This window comes from Kitasatospora misakiensis (assembly GCF_042656005.1).
GTDB lineage: Bacteria > Actinomycetota > Actinomycetes > Streptomycetales > Streptomycetaceae > Kitasatospora > Kitasatospora misakiensis.
In genome coordinates this window covers 1-16,490 of record NZ_JBHSOF010000030.1, presented here as the reverse complement: position 1 = coordinate 16,490, position 16,490 = coordinate 1, and the positions used below count along the sequence as shown (strand labels likewise).

General features: G+C 72.8%; 17 protein-coding genes. 13 read left to right on the top strand and 4 right to left on the bottom strand.

The window, feature by feature from the left end; translation table 11 throughout:
* The first annotated feature begins 70 nt into the window (after positions 1-70).
* Together ACFP3U_RS21940 and ACFP3U_RS21935 are read left to right on the top strand one after the other, a co-directional pair.
* Complete coding sequence (locus tag ACFP3U_RS21940) at positions 71-193, top strand: SGM_5486 family transporter-associated protein (RefSeq protein ID WP_380227296.1); 123 nt, start codon at positions 71-73, stop codon at positions 191-193.
* A 122-nt stretch (positions 194-315) separates the two neighbouring features.
* Complete coding sequence (locus tag ACFP3U_RS21935; RefSeq protein ID WP_380227295.1) at positions 316-843, top strand: SixA phosphatase family protein; 528 nt, start codon at positions 316-318, stop codon at positions 841-843.
* A gap of 102 nt (positions 844-945) precedes the next feature.
* Here the strand turns inward: ACFP3U_RS21935 and serB are convergent, their stop codons facing one another.
* Positions 946-2,211, bottom strand: a complete 1,266-nt coding sequence (gene serB, locus ACFP3U_RS21930; RefSeq protein ID WP_380227294.1) for a phosphoserine phosphatase SerB — start codon at positions 2,209-2,211, stop codon at positions 946-948.
* Between the two features lie 270 nt (positions 2,212-2,481).
* Here serB and ACFP3U_RS21925 point away from each other — a divergent pair, with 270 nt between their 5' ends.
* The 3 genes from ACFP3U_RS21925 to ACFP3U_RS21915 all read left to right on the top strand — a co-directional run bounded on the left by ACFP3U_RS21925 (position 2,482) and on the right by ACFP3U_RS21915 (position 7,097).
* On the top strand, positions 2,482-5,055 hold the full coding sequence (locus tag ACFP3U_RS21925; RefSeq protein WP_380227293.1) for an ABC transporter ATP-binding protein/permease: 2,574 nt from the start codon (positions 2,482-2,484) through the stop codon (positions 5,053-5,055).
* Positions 5,056-5,356: 301 nt separating this feature from the next.
* On the top strand, positions 5,357-6,454 hold the full coding sequence (locus ACFP3U_RS21920; RefSeq protein ID WP_380227379.1) for a GAF domain-containing sensor histidine kinase: 1,098 nt from the start codon (positions 5,357-5,359) through the stop codon (positions 6,452-6,454).
* The gene (locus tag ACFP3U_RS21915) at positions 6,447-7,097 is read left to right on the top strand and encodes a response regulator (RefSeq protein WP_030305703.1); all 651 of its coding nucleotides are present in this window, start codon (positions 6,447-6,449) and stop codon (positions 7,095-7,097) included. The genes ACFP3U_RS21920 and ACFP3U_RS21915 overlap by 8 nt, the downstream gene beginning before the upstream one ends.
* A 4-nt stretch (positions 7,098-7,101) precedes the next feature.
* On the opposite strand, the gene ACFP3U_RS21910 is transcribed toward ACFP3U_RS21915, so the two are convergent.
* On the bottom strand, positions 7,102-7,902 hold the full coding sequence (locus ACFP3U_RS21910) for a hypothetical protein (protein WP_380227292.1): 801 nt from the start codon (positions 7,900-7,902) through the stop codon (positions 7,102-7,104).
* Between the two features lie 147 nt (positions 7,903-8,049).
* Here ACFP3U_RS21910 and ACFP3U_RS21905 point away from each other — a divergent pair, with 147 nt between their 5' ends.
* The 7 genes from ACFP3U_RS21905 to ACFP3U_RS21875 all read left to right on the top strand — a co-directional run bounded on the left by ACFP3U_RS21905 (position 8,050) and on the right by ACFP3U_RS21875 (position 13,988).
* Positions 8,050-8,841 carry an ABC transporter ATP-binding protein gene (locus ACFP3U_RS21905; RefSeq protein ID WP_380227291.1) on the top strand — a complete coding sequence of 264 codons (792 nt, stop codon included), beginning with the start codon at positions 8,050-8,052 and terminating at the stop codon, positions 8,839-8,841.
* A 169-nt stretch (positions 8,842-9,010) separates the two neighbouring features.
* Entirely contained in the window at positions 9,011-9,433 is a 423-nt protein-coding gene (locus ACFP3U_RS21900; protein WP_030305695.1) for an NfeD family protein, read from the top strand.
* A gap of 10 nt (positions 9,434-9,443) precedes the next feature.
* On the top strand, positions 9,444-10,493 hold the full coding sequence (locus tag ACFP3U_RS21895) for an SPFH domain-containing protein (RefSeq protein ID WP_380227290.1): 1,050 nt from the start codon (positions 9,444-9,446) through the stop codon (positions 10,491-10,493).
* Positions 10,494-10,671: 178 nt separating this feature from the next.
* On the top strand, positions 10,672-11,430 hold the full coding sequence (locus ACFP3U_RS21890; protein WP_380227289.1) for a sulfite exporter TauE/SafE family protein: 759 nt from the start codon (positions 10,672-10,674) through the stop codon (positions 11,428-11,430).
* A gap of 17 nt (positions 11,431-11,447) precedes the next feature.
* Positions 11,448-11,624 (top strand): DUF1272 domain-containing protein, encoded by a 177-nt coding sequence (locus ACFP3U_RS21885; RefSeq protein WP_380227288.1) that lies wholly within the window; start codon positions 11,448-11,450, stop codon positions 11,622-11,624.
* Positions 11,625-11,650: 26 nt separating this feature from the next.
* Complete coding sequence (locus ACFP3U_RS21880) at positions 11,651-11,953, top strand: 4a-hydroxytetrahydrobiopterin dehydratase (RefSeq protein WP_380227287.1); 303 nt, start codon at positions 11,651-11,653, stop codon at positions 11,951-11,953.
* A 127-nt stretch (positions 11,954-12,080) separates the two neighbouring features.
* Positions 12,081-13,988, top strand: coding sequence for an outer membrane protein assembly factor BamB family protein (locus ACFP3U_RS21875; protein ID WP_380227286.1), 1,908 nt, complete (start codon positions 12,081-12,083; stop codon positions 13,986-13,988).
* A gap of 68 nt (positions 13,989-14,056) precedes the next feature.
* Here ACFP3U_RS21875 and ACFP3U_RS21870 read toward each other — a convergent pair whose 3' ends face one another.
* Complete coding sequence (locus ACFP3U_RS21870; protein ID WP_380227283.1) at positions 14,057-14,593, bottom strand: HNH endonuclease; 537 nt, start codon at positions 14,591-14,593, stop codon at positions 14,057-14,059.
* A 313-nt stretch (positions 14,594-14,906) separates the two neighbouring features.
* On the opposite strand from ACFP3U_RS21870, the gene tyrS reads away from it, so the two are divergent.
* The gene (tyrS, locus tag ACFP3U_RS21865) at positions 14,907-16,169 is read left to right on the top strand and encodes a tyrosine--tRNA ligase (RefSeq protein WP_380227378.1); all 1,263 of its coding nucleotides are present in this window, start codon (positions 14,907-14,909) and stop codon (positions 16,167-16,169) included.
* 132 nt (positions 16,170-16,301) lie between these two features.
* On the opposite strand, the gene ACFP3U_RS21860 is transcribed toward tyrS, so the two are convergent.
* The coding region (locus ACFP3U_RS21860; RefSeq protein WP_380227282.1) for a hypothetical protein at positions 16,302-16,490 on the bottom strand (189 nt) is incomplete at its 5' end.

Here is a 16,490-nt window from a genome sequence, read left to right as displayed (position 1 = left end):
GGGGCCACGGCCCCGGCGGTTGCCGGGGCCCGGTGGCGGGCGGGCGTGTTCGGGGTGGGAGAATCCGGACATGCCCGTTCTCGAACCGAACCCCACCGACGGCCACAAGAAGCTCGGCCAGCTCGCCGCGATCATCGGCGGCATCGTCGCCCTGCTGGTCGTCGTCGCGATCGTCGCCCAGAACATCGGCTGACCCAGGGCGTCCCAGGAGCGACGCCCCGGTCAACCCCGCATGATGGCACTCCCCGCCCCGCCGGGTGGCGCCATCGGGCAGCACCGCGCCCGCGGCCGGCTTTTCTGCCAAGCTTGCTGGGTATGAGCGCCGACACGCCCCGCAGGATCATCGTTCTCCGCCATGCCAAGGCCGACTGGCCGGACGGCGTCGACGACCACGAGCGGCCGCTGGCCGACCGGGGCCGCCACCAGGCCCCGGAAGCCGGCCGCTGGCTCTCCGACTCCGGCATCAACCCCGACTACGTGCTCTGCTCCACCGCCCTGCGCGCCCGGGAGACGTGGAAGCTCGCCGCGCACGAGCTGCCGAAGCGCGCGCGGAAGACCGTCTACGAGGAGCGGGTCTACGAGGCCAGCCCGGGCGAGATCATCACCGTCCTCCAGGAGACCCCGGAGGACCACGCCGACCTGGTCCTGGTCGGCCACAACCCGGGGGTGCTCGGCCTGACCCAGGTGCTGGCCGGTGACGAGGGCGACCGGGACGCGCTGGAGCGGCTGCGGCTCGGCGGGTTCCCGACCGCGGCCGTCGCGGTGCTCAGCTTCTCCGGCTCGTGGAAGAACGTCGAGCCGGGCGTGGCGGAGCTGGTCTCGTACTTCACGCCGCAGGACTGAGCCGGGGGAGTACCCCGGACAGCAGCGAGGGGGCGTGGGGACATGGTCCGCACGCCCCCTCGTCGTCCGTCCGCCGGGGTACGCCCCCGGTGCCGTCAGCCGTCAGCCGGCCGCCGGCCCGTCCAGGACCTCCGCCACGTCGGCCGCCTCGACCTCCTCGCGGGTGATCCCGAGCAGGTACAGCACGGTGTCCAGGAACGGCACGTTCACCGCGGTGTCCGCCGCCTCCCGCACCACCGGCTTGGCGTTGAACGCCACGCCCAGCCCGGCCGCGTTCAGCATGTCCAGGTCGTTGGCGCCGTCACCGATCGCCACCGTCTGCTCCAGCGGCACCTTGGCCTGCTCGGCGAACCGCTCCAGCCAGCGCGCCTTGCCCGCCCGGTCGACGATCTCGCCGACCACCCGGCCGGTGAACTTGCCGTCCACCACCTCCAGGGTGTTCGCGGCGGCGAAGTCCAGCCCCAGCTGCTCCACCAGATGGTCGGTGACCTGGGTGAACCCGCCGGAGACCACCGCGACCTGGAAGCCCAGCCGCTGCAGCGTACGGATCAGGGTGCGCGCCCCCGGCGTGAACCGGACCTCCGCGCGCACCTTCTCGGTCACCGAGGCGTCCAGCCCGGCCAGCAGCGCCACCCGGGCGCGCAGCGACTCCGCGAAGTCCAGCTCGCCGCGCATCGCCGCCGCCGTCACCTCGGCGACCTTCGCCTCGCAGCCCGCGTGGGCGGCGAACAGCTCGATCACCTCGTCCTGGATCAGCGTCGAGTCGACGTCCATGACGATCAGCCGCTTGGCCCGCCGCTCCAGCCCGGCCGCCACCACCGCGACGTCCACCCGCTGGGTGGCCGCCTCCTGGGCCAGCTCGGCCCGCAGCAGGTCGGTGGCCACACCCGAGACGGCCAGCTCGACGGCGGTCACCGGGTACTTGGCCAGGCGGAAGACCCGGTCGATGTTGCCGTCGGCGGCGGTGATCCGCGCGGTGAGCGCGGCGACGGCGGAGGCGGTCAGCGGGTGGCCCAGCACGGTGACGTGCGAGCGGCCCTCCCGGCGCGGCCGGTTGTCGCCGATGCCGGAGATGATCTCGGCCTGGAGCTTCTGCTCCTCGGCCCAGCGGTGCACGACGACCCGCAGGTCGCCCTCGGCGCCCCGCGCGACGGGGGCGGAGACCAGGGCGCACAGCGTTATCCGCCCGCGGGTCACCACCTGCTCGATGTCGACGACCTCCACGCCGAACCCGGCCAGGGTGGCGAAGAGCCCGGCGGTGATGCCGGGGCGGTCCTTGCCGAACACCTTGACGAGCAGCGTGCGCCCGTCCTCGGTCCGGGGCTGCGGGGCGGGGAACGGCTCGGCGGCCAAGGGCGATGCGTTCATGGTGCCTCCCACGCTACCCGCAGGCCGACGGCGCGACGGCACCCGTCCGGGTCGTGGACGCGGGTTGTGGACGCGGGTTGTGGACGCGGGTCGGCCGGGCCGGTCGTACAAGGCCGGTCCGCGAATCGTTGCCGCCTGGTCACAGTCCGCGGGGGCGACTTTCACCCACGGCCGCCGGGCTGGAATGATTCCCCCGTCAGATTCACGATCATTTCGCCCCACCTGGCCGGGGCGCACCATCGGGGGACCGAGAGAGCGGGGCAGGCGAGAGTGCCGCAACTCGTCATCGAGATCAACGGACAGCAGCGGGTTCTGGAACCCGGGCGGTCCTACACCATCGGTCGCAATCCGCAGTCGGACTTCCTGTTCGACGACGCGCGGGTTTCCTGGCAGCACGCCACCATCTCCTTCAACGGGGCGGGTTGGCAGCTGGACGACCACGGCAGCACGAACGGCACCTACACCGGTGGCGCCCGCACCCTGCAGGCGCAGCTGTTCCCGGGGGCCGTGGTCAACCTCGGCAACGCCGAGAACGGCCCACGGCTCGCCTTCTCCGCGCCGGCCGCCCAGGCCGCCCAGGCCCCGGCCTGGCACGAGGTCGCCACCAGTCGGAGCGCCGCCCCGCAGCAGCAGTGGCAGCCCCCGGCGGCGCAGCAGCCCTACCCGCCGCAGCAGCAGTGGCAGCAGCCGCAACCGCAGCAGCACGTCCAGCCGCAGCAGCACGTCCAGCCGCAGCCGTTCCCGCAGCAGCAGGGCTTCCCGGGGCCGCACGGCCCGCAGGGCTTCCCGCAGCAGGCGGCGCCCGCCGCGCACGACGCCGGCCCGCAGCCGACCGTCATCCGCAGCCTGACCGCCGGTATGAACACCATGCGGATCGGTCGCGCGCTCGACAACGACATCGTCGTCTCCGACCTCCAGGTCTCCCGCCACCACGCCGAGCTGCGCCAGCTGCCCGACGGCCGGTACGAGATCGTCGACCTCGGCAGCCACAACGGCATCTTCCTCAACGGTCTGCGGGTCGAGCGCCAGCTGATCGGGCCGCAGGACCGGCTGACCGTCGGTCACTCCAGCTTCGTGCTGGTCGGCGACCAGCTGCAGGAGTTCGTCGACACCGGCGCGGTCTCCTTCTCCGCCCGCCACCTGACCGTCGAGGTCGAGCACAAGGGCGCCAAGAAGATCCTGCTCAACGACGTCAGCTTCGGCGTCCCGGAGAAGTCCCTGGTCGCGGTCATCGGCCCGTCCGGCTCCGGCAAGTCGACCCTGCTGCGCGCCCTCACCGGCTACCGTCCGGCGGACCGGGGCGACGTCCTCTACGACGGCCGCAACCTCTACAAGCAGTTCGCCGAACTGCGTTCGCGCATCGGCCTGGTGCCGCAGTCGGAGATCCTGCACAAGGAACTGACCGTCCGCACCGGCCTCAAGTACGCGGCCCGGCTGCGCTTCCCCGGTGACACCGAGGCGCGCGAGCGCGAGGCGCGGATCGACGAGGTGCTCTACGAGCTGCGCCTCGACAAGCGTGCCGACAACCGGATCACCGCCCTCTCCGGCGGCCAGCAGAAGCGCGTCTCGGTCGCCCTGGAGCTGCTCACCAAGCCCTCGCTGATCTTCCTGGACGAGCCCACCTCGGGCCTCGACCCGGGTATGGACCGCGAGGTCATGCAGATGCTGCGCGGGCTCGCCGACGACGGCCGCACCATCCTGGTCGTCACCCACTCGGTGGCCGAACTCGCGCTCTGCGACCGGCTGCTGGTGATGGCGCCGGGCGGTTCGGTGGCCTACTTCGGCCCGCCGGACGAGGCGCTGCACTTCTTCGGGTACGAGACCTGGGCCGACATCTTCCAGGCCTTCGAGAACTACCCGGACCACGACTGGGCCGGCCGCTACCGCAGCTCGGTGCACCACCAGCAGTACTCGGCCGACGTGGAGTCGGGCACCGTGCAGTCCGCGCAGATCGTCCAGGAGGCGGTCCGTCCGCCGAAGCCGCAGAGCTGGGGCTCGCAGCTGTGGACGCTGATGCGCCGCTACGCCTCGGTGCTCGCCTCCGACCGGGGCTTCCTGGCGCTGTCCGTGCTGCTGCCGGCGGTGCTGGGCGCGGTCAGTGTGCTGATCCCCAACGAGCCTGGCCTGGCACCGAACCCCAAGTCGCAGCTCGGCCTGAACAGCGGCGCCGCGACGATCATGCTGATCCTGGCGATCGGCGCCTGTTTCTCCGGAGCGGCGAACTCGGTCCGAGAACTGATCAAGGAACGGGCGATCTACGAACGGGAACGGGCCACCGGCCTCTCCCGGTCGGCGTACATGATGTCCAAGATCATCGTGCTGGGCTTCTTCAGCGTGATCCAGGGCGCGATCATCTCCGCGGTCGGCTTCCTGCCGCGCAAGCTGCCCGCGCACGGTCTGGTCGTCAAGGACCTGCCGATCCTGGAGATGAGCCTCGGCCTGATCCTGCTGAGCTTCGCCTCGATGATGTTCGGTCTGGCGATCTCCGCGCTGGTGAAGACCGCCGAGAAGACCATGCCGCTGCTGGTCATGTTCGCGATCATCCAGGTCGTCTTCACCGGCTGCCTCTTCCAGATCTTCTCCAAGCCCGGCCTGGAGCAGTTCGCCTGGCTGATGCCGGCCCGCTGGGGCACCGGCATGGTCGCCACCACGCTCGACCTGTCGAAGCTGCTCGGCCCCTGGAACAAGGACTTCCAGAACCCCGAGTACGACCCGCTGTGGGAGCACACCGCGACCCAGTTCTGGATCGACGCCGGGATCCTGGTCCTGATGTCCATCGTCATCGGCGTCATCGTCACGCGCCTCCAGCGCCGCCACGAGCCCGAGGTCATGCAGAAGGGCTGACGCCCGGCACCGCCGCCACCGCGGGGGCGGCCCACCCCGACCGGGGAGGGCCGCCCCCGCGGCGTTCCAAAGCGGTGAGGACCTAGGTCCGGGGACCTGCGTCCGGCCGGGCCGACGACCGACGCGCGGGCTCCGTGGACGGCGGTAGGTTGGCGGCATGCCCACCGTGCCAAGCGACCACCGGCACGCCGGACTGCTGCCCGCCGACCGGATCCCGGTCGGCCCGCCGCCGGACGGCACCCTGCCCGCCTGCGAACCCTGCCTCGCCGGCATCGAGGCCGTCAGCCAGGCCCTGCTCGGGATGAGCCGCCACCTGGAGGTCCGCGAGGTCCTGCGCCGGATCACCGCCTCCGCCCGCCGCCTGCTCGGCGCCGAGTACGCCGCCCTCGGCGTCCCCGACGACCACGGCGGCTTCGCCCAGTTCGTCGTCGACGGCGTCACCGACGAGCAGTGGAAGGCCATCGGCCCGCTGCCCCGCCAGCACGGCGTGCTCGCCGCGATGCTCCACGAGACCGGCCCGATCCGGCTCGACGACGTCCGCCGCGCCCCCGCCTTCGGCGGCTGGCCCGACGCCCACCCCGAACTCAGCGCCTTCCTCGGCATGCCCATCGTCGACACCGACCACGCCGAGGACGAGCCCGAGGTGCTCGGCGTCATCTACCTCGCCAACAAGCGCGGCGGCGGCGGCTTCACCGACCACGACGAGGAACTCCTGCGGATACTCGCCGCACACGCGGCCCTGGCCCTGTCCAACGCGCGCCTCTACGAACGCAGCCGCGAACTCACCCTGGCCGGCGAGCGCGCCCGGATCGCCCACGACCTGCACGACGCCGTCGCGCAGAAGCTCTTCTCGCTGCGCCTCACCGCCAAGGCCGCCGCCAAACTCGTCGACCGCGACCCGGCCCGCGCCCGCGCCGAACTCGCCGAGGTCGCCCGGCTCGCCGCCGAGGCCGCCGACGAACTGCGCGCCGTCGTCGTCGAACTCCGCCCCGCCGCGCTGGAGGAGGACGGCCTGAGCGCCACCCTCGCCTCCCAGGTGCAGGTCCTCGACCGCGCCCACAGCGCCGACATCGCCTTCGCCGCCGACCGCGTCCGCGCCCTGCCGCCGGCCCAGGAGGCCGCCCTGCTGAGGGTCGCCCAGGAGGCCCTGCACAACGCGCTGCGCCACTCCGGCGCCGGCCGGGTCACCGTCACCCTGGCGGGCACGCCCGCCCGCGGCGCCGTGCTGCGGGTCAGCGACAACGGCCGGGGCTTCGACCCCGAGTCCGTCCGACGGGCCGGCCGCCACCTCGGCCTGGCCTCGATGCGCGACCGCGCCGCCGCCGTCGGCGGCCGGCTCACCCTGGACTCGTCCCCCGGAGCGGGCACGGTCGTCGAGATGGAGGTCCCCGGTGCCTGACACCCTGTCCGCGATCCGCGTCCTGCTGGTCGACGACCACCAGGTGGTCCGCCGCGGCCTGCGCACCTTCCTGGAGGTGCAGGACGACATCGAGGTGGTCGGCGAGGCCGCCGACGGCGCCGAGGGCGTCGCCCAGGCCCGCGCGCTCGACCCCGACGTCGTCCTGATGGACCTCAAGATGCCCGGCGTCGACGGCATCGAGGCGCTGCGCACGCTCAAGGAGGACGGCAGCCGGGCCCGGATCCTGATCGTCACCAGCTTCACCGAGCACCGCACCATGGTGCCCGCCCTGCGGGCCGGCGCCGCCGGGTACGTCTACAAGGACGTCGACCCGGAGGCGCTGGCCGGCGCGATCCGCTCGGTCCACGCCGGCCATGTGCTGCTCCAGCCGGAGCTCGCCGAGGCGCTGCTCGCCGACGACGGTCCGCGCCCGCCGCAGGGCCGCGGCGGCACCCTCACCGAGCGCGAGCGCGAGGTGCTCGGGCACATCTCCGACGGGCGCTCCAACCGGGAGATCGCCCGCAGCCTGCACCTGTCGGAGAAGACGGTGAAGACGCACGTCTCCAACATCCTGATGAAGCTGGACCTCGCCGACCGCACCCAGGCCGCGCTCTGGGCCGTCCGGCACGGCGAGACCCGCTAGGCCGCTACGGCTCCCGCTCGTCCACCAGCGCGTTGTACGCGGCCACCTGCGCTCGGCGGGCCGTGCGCCAGAGCGGCTCCAGCGCCGCCCGCCGGGCCGCGATCTCCGAGGCGCTCACGGCCGCGCCGTGGCCGCCGGAGGCGATCGTCAGCAGCGTCGCCACCTGCCGGGCGGACTCCAGCACCCGTACCGCGCGCGGGGGGTACCCCGGCGCGAGCAGTTCGTCGTGCCCGCGCCGCCGGTACGCCTCCAGGGCCCGCAGTGCCTCCGGTCCGGCCCCGGCCACGTCCAGCCGGGTCAGCAGCTCGGTGGCCCGGCGCAGCCCGTCCGCGAGCTCGAACTCGGCCTCGTGCAGGGACGGCACGTCGGCCGGCGGCGCGTCGTTCACCGCGGAGCAGCGCCACAGCACGGTCGCCGACCGGTCCCCGACCGGGCCGAACACCTCCACCTCGGGCACCAGCCCCAGCGGCACCCCGACCGCCAGTACGGCCTCGCCGGCCGCCATCGCGCGCTCGTTGAACGGCGCCGGCCCGGTCAGGCCCAGCGGGTGCCCGGCCGAGGGCATGGCCAGCCGCAGCCCCCGCACCCCGAGCACCCGCAGCCGTCCCAGCGCCCAGGTGAGCCCGTGCCGCTCGTCCGGGCCGTCCCCGGGAAGGCCGGTCACCCGGTGGCTCTCGTCGGCCCCCAGCACCGCCGCTGCGGCGTTGTCGGGCGGCACCAGGCCGGCCAGCAGAGCGTTGCCCCAGGCGGCCAGCCGCCCCGAACGGGGCTCTTCGTACGGATTGTCGGCAGGTGTGGCGAGCATCCGGCCAGCCTACGGAATCGGCGGACACCCGCGTGGCGTAGGTTGGCCCATGCGCGTGCGGCGACCCGCTCCGTGCCCACCGGCCGCCGGAGGGGGCCGCCCGCCCGCACCGACGGCCGTATATCTGTTTTTGGGGAAGGCATAGGCATGAGCGACGTGCTGGAGCTGGTGGACGTTTCCGTGGTCCGGGAGGGGCGCGCGCTGATCGACCAGGTCTCGTGGTCCATCTCCGAGGGCGAGCGCTGGGTCATCCTCGGCCCGAACGGCGCCGGCAAGACCACCCTGCTGCAGATCGCCTCCTCGTACCTCTTCCCGACCGCCGGCAAGGTCAGCGTCCTCGGCGAGAAGCTCGGCGAGGTCGACGTCTTCGAGCTGCGCTCGCGGATCGGTCTGGCCGGCGCCGCCATGTTCGACAAGCTGCCCGCCGAGCAGACCGTGCTGCAGACGGTGCTCACCGCCGCGTACGGCATGACCGTCACCTGGCAGGAGAAGTACGAGCAGTCCGACGAGTCCCGCGCGCTCGCGCTGCTCGACCGCCTCGGCATGGCCGGCATGACCGACCGCCGGTTCGGCACCCTCTCGGAGGGCGAGCGCAAGCGCACCCTGATCGCCCGCGCCCTGATGACCGACCCCGAGCTGCTGCTGCTCGACGAGCCCGCCGCCGGCCTCGACCTCGGCGGCCGGGAGGACCTCGTCCGCCGGCTCGGCGCCCTGGCCCAGGACGAGTTCGCGCCGGCCATGGCGATGGTCACCCACCACGTCGAGGAGATCGCCCCCGGCTTCACCCACGTCCTGATGATCCGTCGGGGCAAGGTGCTCACCGCCGGGCCGATCGACACCGAGCTGACGGCGCGCAACCTCTCCCGGTGCTTCGGCCTCCCGCTCACCCTGGAGCGCCACGGCGACCGCTGGTCCGCCCAGGGCCTGCCGCTCGGCTGAACCGGCCCGGGCCGAGCCGGATTCCGCCGGATTCCGATGGCCCCGCCGGTCCCACTGAACTCCACGGAACCAGGCCGAACCGGAACCGGTCGCACGTGCGACCGGTTTCCGCCCCTCCACCTGCGGGAACTGACCGCCTCGTAGGCCCTTCCCTCCCTAGGATGGACACGTGGACAGCTGGATCTGGTGGCTCCTGGTCGCCGTCGGCCTCGGCATACCGTTGGTGATCACCACGATGCCGGAACTCGCCATGTTCGCCGTCGGCGCGCTCTTCGCGGCCGGCGTCGCGGGCCTGGGCGCCGACGTGGTGTGGCAGGTGCTGACCTTCGTCGCGGTCTCGGTCGCGCAGTTGGTCGTCGTCCGCCCCATCGCCTACCGGGCGCTGCGGAAGGGCCCGCAGATCAAGATGGGCATCGAGGCGCTCAAGGGCGCCACCGCGGTCGTCGCGGAGAAGGTCGACGGGGAGGGCGGGCGGATCAAGCTCAACGGTGAGATCTGGTCGGCCCGCGCGCTCCACCCCGAGCAGGTGTACCAGCCGGGGGAGCAGGTCGACGTCGTCGAAATCCAGGGCGCGACCGCCCTGGTCGTCTAGGGGAGAGTCCGTGGAACCCGTCCTTATCGTCCTGGTCGTCCTGGTCGTGGTGGCCTTCATCGCGCTGATCAAGACGATTCAGGTCATCCCGCAGGCCAGCGCCGCGATCGTGGAGCGCTTCGGCCGCTACACCCGGACGCTCAACGCCGGCCTGAACATCGTCGTCCCGTTCATCGACCGGGTCCGCAACCGGATCGACCTGCGCGAGCAGGTCGTGCCGTTCCCGCCGCAGCCGGTGATCACCCAGGACAACCTGGTGGTCAACATCGACACGGTGATCTACTACCAGGTCACCGACGCGCGGGCGGCCACCTACGAGGTCGCCAGCTACATCCAGGCGATCGAGCAGCTCACCGTCACCACGCTGCGCAACATCATCGGCTCGATGGACCTCGAATCCACCCTCACCTCGCGCGAGGTCATCAACGCCGGCCTGCGCGGCGTGCTCGACGAGGCCACCGGCAAGTGGGGCATCCGGGTCAACCGCGTCGAGCTGAAGGCCATCGAGCCGCCGACCTCCATCCAGGACTCGATGGAGAAGCAGATGCGCGCCGAGCGGGACAAGCGCGCCGCGATCCTCACCGCCGAGGGCAACCGGCAGTCCCAGATCCTGCGCGCCGAGGGCGAGAAGCAGGCCGAGGTCCTCAAGGCCGAGGGTGAGGCGCAGGCCGCCGTGCTGCGCGCCGACGGTGAGGCGGCCGCCATCCGGACCGTCTTCGAGGCGATCCACGAGGGCGACGCCGACCAGAAGCTGCTCGCCTACCAGTACCTGCAGACCCTGCCCGAGCTGGCCAAGGGCGACTCCAACAAGCTCTGGATCATCCCGAGCGAGGTCGGCGACGCCCTCAAGGGCCTCGGCGGTGCCTTCACCGGTCTGACCGGCGGTGCCAACGGCAGCGCGATGGCCGCCCCGAGTGCCGCCCCGGCCGCCCCGCCCGCCACCCAGGTCCCGATCGACCCGGCCGCCGGGCCGCGTCCGCTGGACACCGACACCAAGGGGGCCGCGCGGCCCCGGATCGACCCGCTCCGGGAGTACCGCAAGAACGACCCCGAGCAGTAGACCGGCCGACCGGAAGACCACTGCTCCGCCGAGGGCCCGCCCCCGTACCGCACGGGGGCGGGCCCTCGCGCGAGTTCGCCCGAGGTGTGGCCAACGTCCCGAATCCTGGGCGCGGCTGGAACCGGCACCCGTCCGTCCGGCATGATCACCGCGACAGGACCCCAACGGGAGGTGGCTCATGACGGCCTGGGAGATGATCGCCGTCCTGGTGGCGGGCGTCGGCGCGGGGATGATCAATGTGATCGTCGGCTCCGGCACCCTCATCACCTTCCCCGTACTGCTCGCCGTCGGACTGCCGCCGGTGACCGCCAACGTCTCCAACTCCTTCGGCCTGGTGCCCGGATCGGCCAGCGGCGTGCTCGGCTACCGCCGCGAGCTGGCCGGCCAGGGCGCCCGGCTGGCCCGCTTCGGCACCGCCTCCCTGCTCGGCGGCGTCCTCGGCGCCTACCTGCTGATCGAACTGCCCAGCGCCGCCTTCGACGCGATCGTCCCGGTGCTGATCCTGGTCGCCCTCGTCCTGGTGGTCGTGCAACCCCGGGTCGCCAAGGCCGTCGCCGCCCGCCGCCGCCCCGACGGAGACCCGCACGGCGGCCCGCTGCTGCTCGTCGGCATCTTCGCCACCGGCGTCTACGGCGGCTACTTCGGCGCGGCGCAGGGCGTCCTGCTGCTGGCCCTGATGGGCATGATGCTCCAGGAGGACCTGCAGCGGATCAACGGGGTGAAGAACGCCCTCGCGATGATCGTCAACAGCGTCGCCGCGCTGTTCTTCCTCTTCACCTCGACGGTCGACTGGACCGCCGCCGGCCTGATCGCGGTCGGCTCGCTGGCCGGCGGGCTGATCGGCGCCAAGGTCGGCCGCCGCCTCCCGCCGCAGGCGCTGCGCGCCGTCATCGTCGTCGTCGGCCTGGCGGCCGTCGTCAAGCTGCTCGCCACCTGAGCCGGAAGGCACCCCGCATGGCCCTGGAAATGCGCCCGATCTGCGAGCGCTGCGAGGTGTCGCTGACCCCGGACGGCCCGGCCTCTATATGTTCCTACGAGTGCACGTTCTGCGGGCCGTGCACCGAGGAGATGGCCGGCGACTGCCCGAACCGCGGCGGCGAGCTGGTCGCCCGTCCCCGACGGACGGGCTGACGACCGACTGGCGACGGGAGAGGCTGATGAGCCGCGAACGGCTGACCGAGGACGAGATCACCGCCGGGCTGGCCGGCCTGCCGCACTGGACGCGCGAGGGCGACAGCATCGCCCGGACCGCCGAGGCCCCCGACTTCCTGGCCGGGATCCGGATGGTGGTCGCCGTCGCCGAGGCCGGCGAGGCGATGGACCACCACCCCGACATCGACATCCGCTGGCGCACCCTGCGTTTCGTGCTCTCCACCCACAGCGCCGGCGGCCTCACCGCCCTCGACCTTGAGCTGGCCGCCCGGATCGACACCACCCTGGCCGCCGGGTCCGCCCGGTAGGCCGACGGCCCGGTGCGACCGGGGCCCGCCGGGCCTGCCGGGCCGCTCCGGAACCGCCCCGCTCCGCCGCTCCGGGGGCGTGAGATGCTGACTGCCGCATTGCAGGCGGTCGGGAGGGACGGAACGGATGGCTCAGGACTCCCTCGGCGACGGCCACCCGCACCAGTGGTACCCGCAGCAGACGCCCCAGGAGTGGCCCGCGGCACCCTCCGAGCACACCGACCACACCGGGTACGCCGACCACACGGGGTACGCCGATCACGGCGGATACGCGGCGCAGCAGGCCTGGCCGGGCGAGTACGGACAGCAGGGGTACGGCGCCGCCGTCCACGGCGAGGGCGGACACCCGCAGACGCCGTACGCCCCGTACGACTCCTACACCTCCTACGCCCCCCAGCCCTCGTACGACCAGGGACCGCAGCAGCCGTACGCCTACGGCTCCGTCGAGGAGCAGCACCAGCTGTACGCGCCCTACGTCGTCGTCCCGCAACAGCCGACGGGGCAGGAGCTGTACGCGCCCGCCGGGGCCGAGTACTCCGCCGACGGCTATGTGCACCTGGAGCCGGAGCCGGAGCCGGAGCCGGGCCCCGAGCCGGAACCGGAGCCCGCTCCCGAAGCGGAGCCCGCGACGCCCGCGGCCACCACGTCGCGGCGGGCGGCCTGCGCCGCCCGGCCCGGCCTCGCGGCGAAGGCCCGGGCCGTCGCGGGCGCGGTGGTCGCCGCCGAGCACACCCCCGGCCGGCGCGCCCTGCTGGTGCGCACCTGGGCCGGCGTCGCCGCCCTCGGCGTCCTGGTCGCGGCCGGCCTCATGGTCGGCCTGGAGGGCGGCGGCTCCGCCGACAGCGCCGCCGGCGGCGAACCCGGCTTCACCGTCGCGCACACCCGGACCTGGGCCGCCCAGGCCGCAGCCGTCCAGCCCGGCGGGGACGACACCCTGGTCGGCAGCTGGCTGCTCGCCGGCGCGGTGGTCCGCGCCGACGCCACCGGCGTCCGCGCCTACGACCTGGCGGACGGCCGGCCCACCTGGTCGATGGAGCCGCCCGCCGCCGGCGCGGTGCCCTGCGCCGTCTCCCCGACCGTCAACCTGACCGGCCTCGGCGCCGTGCTGTTCCGGCCCCGGGCCGACCCGAAGAGCCCGTGCTCACTGGTGGCCGCCGTCGACACCGGGACCGGCCGGACGGCCTGGACCAAGTCGCTCTCCGACGCCAAGGGCGCCTACGGGGCCAGCGTCGGCGTCACCGACGACAAGGTGATCGCGGTCGGCGACAGCCACGCCGTCGCCTGGGAAGCCGCCGGCGGCAACGACGTCTGGCAGTACACCGGGCAGGGGAAGTTCTGCACCCTCTCCGGGGGCGTGGCCGGCAGCACCGTCCTGGTCGCCAGCTCCTGCGCCGACTCCAGCCCCGTGGACCAGGTCGTCGCGCTGAACACCGTCGACGGCAAGGTCTCCTGGTCGCGCGGCCTGAGCACCCGGCCGAGGACGGCGACGGTCCTCTCCGCCGAGCCGGCGGTCCTCCTCACCACCGGCGAGAAGCCCGAGGACGACCGGGTCCTCGCCTGGGGTCGGACCGGCGACCCCGCCACCGAGATCCCGGTCACCGAGGCCGGGGGCCGGCTCGACGTCGCGCGCGGGACGTTCTCGGCCACCCCCGGGGTCTTCTTCCAGGACCGCACGATGATCACCACGGTCTCCCCGGCGAACGGCTCCGGCGGCTCCGTCGCGGTGGTCGGCTACGACCTGGACAGCGGCAAGCAGCGCTGGCGGACCACCGCGCGCGCGAAGGGCACGGCCCAGGCCGTCGGGGTGGACGGCGGCGCGCTGGTGCTCGCCGTCGACGAGCGTCTCGACCAACCGGCCCACCTCAGCCGCTTCGCCCTGGCCAACGGGCACGAGACGGTCGGGGGCAACTTCCCGCCCGGCACCGGCTCCCTGCTGGTCTCCGGCCGCGTCCTGCTCGGCGGCGGCCGGGTTGTCGCCGTCCCCGAGCACTCGACCAACTTCGGCACGGCGACCGGCTACCGGGCCAAGGAGTGAGCCCGGGCCGGGCACCGACCTCCCCGGTCGGTTCCCGGCCCGGCTCCCCCTCCCCGGCGGTTTCCGCCTCAGGCGGCGGAGGGCGCGGCCGCGGCGACCACCTGGGCCGGCAGCCAGTCGGCCAGCTCCCGGACGTCCGCGCCGCGCAGGCCCAGCGCCATCATCAGGGTGGCCTGCGGCGTCGGCACGAACGGCTTGCGGAGCAGCGTCATCCCGGCCTGCTCCGGCGTCCGGTCGGCCTTGTACTGGTTGTCCTCGGCACAGGCGGCCACCGTGTTCATCCAGGTGTCGCCGCCGCCGCGCGACTTGGGCTGCAGGTGGTCCACCGTGGTGGCCCGCCGCCCGCAGTAGGCGCACAGGTGCTGGTCCCGGACGAGCACCCCGCGGCGTGACCACGGAGCCTGTTGTCGGAACGGCACCCGGACGTACCGCTGGAGTCTGATCACCCGCGGCACCGGTACGGTCACCCCCGTCCCGCGCACGGTGCGCAGCGGGTGCGCCTGCTCGACCACGGCCTTGTCCTGGAGCACCAGGACCACGGCGCGCTGGAGCGACACCGTCGTCAGCGGTTCGTAGCTTGCGTTCAGAACCAGCGTGCTGCGCACCTCGGCCACCCTTCCGCGGGCGTGCCACGGCGGCACGACCGTCCAGACACACGTCACTGCCGCCGCGCGGCGGTGGGACCACTGTGAAGGGGCCCGGGGCCGTCGAACAACGGAATTTCCGGTGTCGTCGAGGGGCATGAGCATGTCCGGGCCGCGTCGGGGGCCGGCGGGCCCGGCGCGTTCGTGCCGGTGCGGAGAAAACTCGTTGGCCGCGACCGCGTACGCTCTACAAAGCTGGAGTCGTCCCGCACCCGGGCCCGGCCGAACCGGGCCCGCACCGGGCGGGGCGCCCGATCGAAGGAGAAGCGTGACCGTGACGGACATCGTCGACGAGCTGCGGTGGCGAGGGCTGATCGCCCTGTCCACCGACGAGGACGCACTGCGCAAGGCGTTCGCGGACGGCCCGGTCACGTTCTATTGCGGCTTCGATCCGACGGCCCCCAGCCTGCACCTCGGCAACCTGGTCCAGATCCTCACCATGCGCCGCATCCAGCAGGCGGGGAACCTCCCGCTCGGCCTGGTCGGCGGGGCCACCGGCCTGATCGGCGACCCGAAGCCCACCGCCGAGCGGGTGCTCAACGACCCCGAGACGGTGGCCGGCTGGGTCGAGCGCCTGCGGGGGCAGATCTCGCGCTTCCTCGACTTCGAGGGCCCGTACGCGGCGCGCATGGTCAACAACCTGGACTGGACCTCCGGGATGTCCGCGATCAGCCTGCTGCGTGACGTGGGCAAGTACTTCCGGGTCAACAACATGATCGCCAAGGAGGCCGTCGCCCGGCGGCTCAACTCCGACGCGGGCATCAGCTACACCGAGTTCAGCTACCAGATCCTCCAGGGCATGGACTACCTGGAGCTGAATCGCCGGTACGGCTGCACCCTGCAGACCGGCGGCAGCGACCAGTGGGGCAACCTCACCGCCGGCACGGACCTGATCCGCAAGGCCGACGGCAAGTCGGTGCACGCGCTGGCGACGCCGCTGATCGTCAAGGCCGACGGCACCAAGTTCGGCAAGACGGAGACCGGCACGGTCTGGCTCGACCCCGAGCTGACCACCCCGTACGCCTTCTACCAGTTCTGGCTGAACGCGGACGACCGGGACGTCCCCAACTTCCTGCGGATCTTCAGCTTCCGCTCGAAGGAGGAGGTCGAGGAGCTGGAGCGCGAGACCACCGAGCGCCCGGCCGCCCGCCTCGCCCAGCGCGCGCTCGCCGAGGAGCTGACCACCCTGGTGCACGGCGCCGAGCAGTACGAGCGCGCGGTCGCCGCCTCCAAGGCGCTGTTCGGCCAGGGTGACCTCGCCGACTTGGAGGCGCCGACCCTGGCGGCGGCGCTGGCCGAGGTCCCCAAGGCCCGGGTCACCGAGCTCCAGCCGATCGTCGACCTGCTGGTCGCCGTCGGTCTCGCCCCGAGCCGTTCGGCCGCCCGCCGGACGATCAAGGAGGGCGGTGCCTACCTCAACAACGTCAAGGTGACGGACGAGGAGGCGGTGCCGGTCGAGGCCGATCTGCTGCACGGCCGTTGGCTGGTCCTGCGCCGCGGGAAGCGGAACCTGGCCGCCGCCGAACTGGCCAAGTGACCGAAACCCGACGCTGCTGACCTGCGGCTTCGACCCATGGGGGGCGGGATCCAGCCGGATCCCGCCCCGCATGTTTGACGATGTCGTCCAGGTGGCCTAGTGTTGAACGAGTCGCTGAAGCGACCACCCCACTCAGCGCGTCTCTCTCCGAGCATGAATTTCGATTGACTCTCGGAATGCGCTAATGTGGAAGCGTCGCAAGAAAGTGACACCGACCAGTTCGGGAAATCCGACGAAAGAAACTCCGGAAAACGGAGCGGAAAACGTCTGATAAGCTGGAAACACGAAAGAACGAAGCGCCCGGAGGGCCGGTGTGAAAGC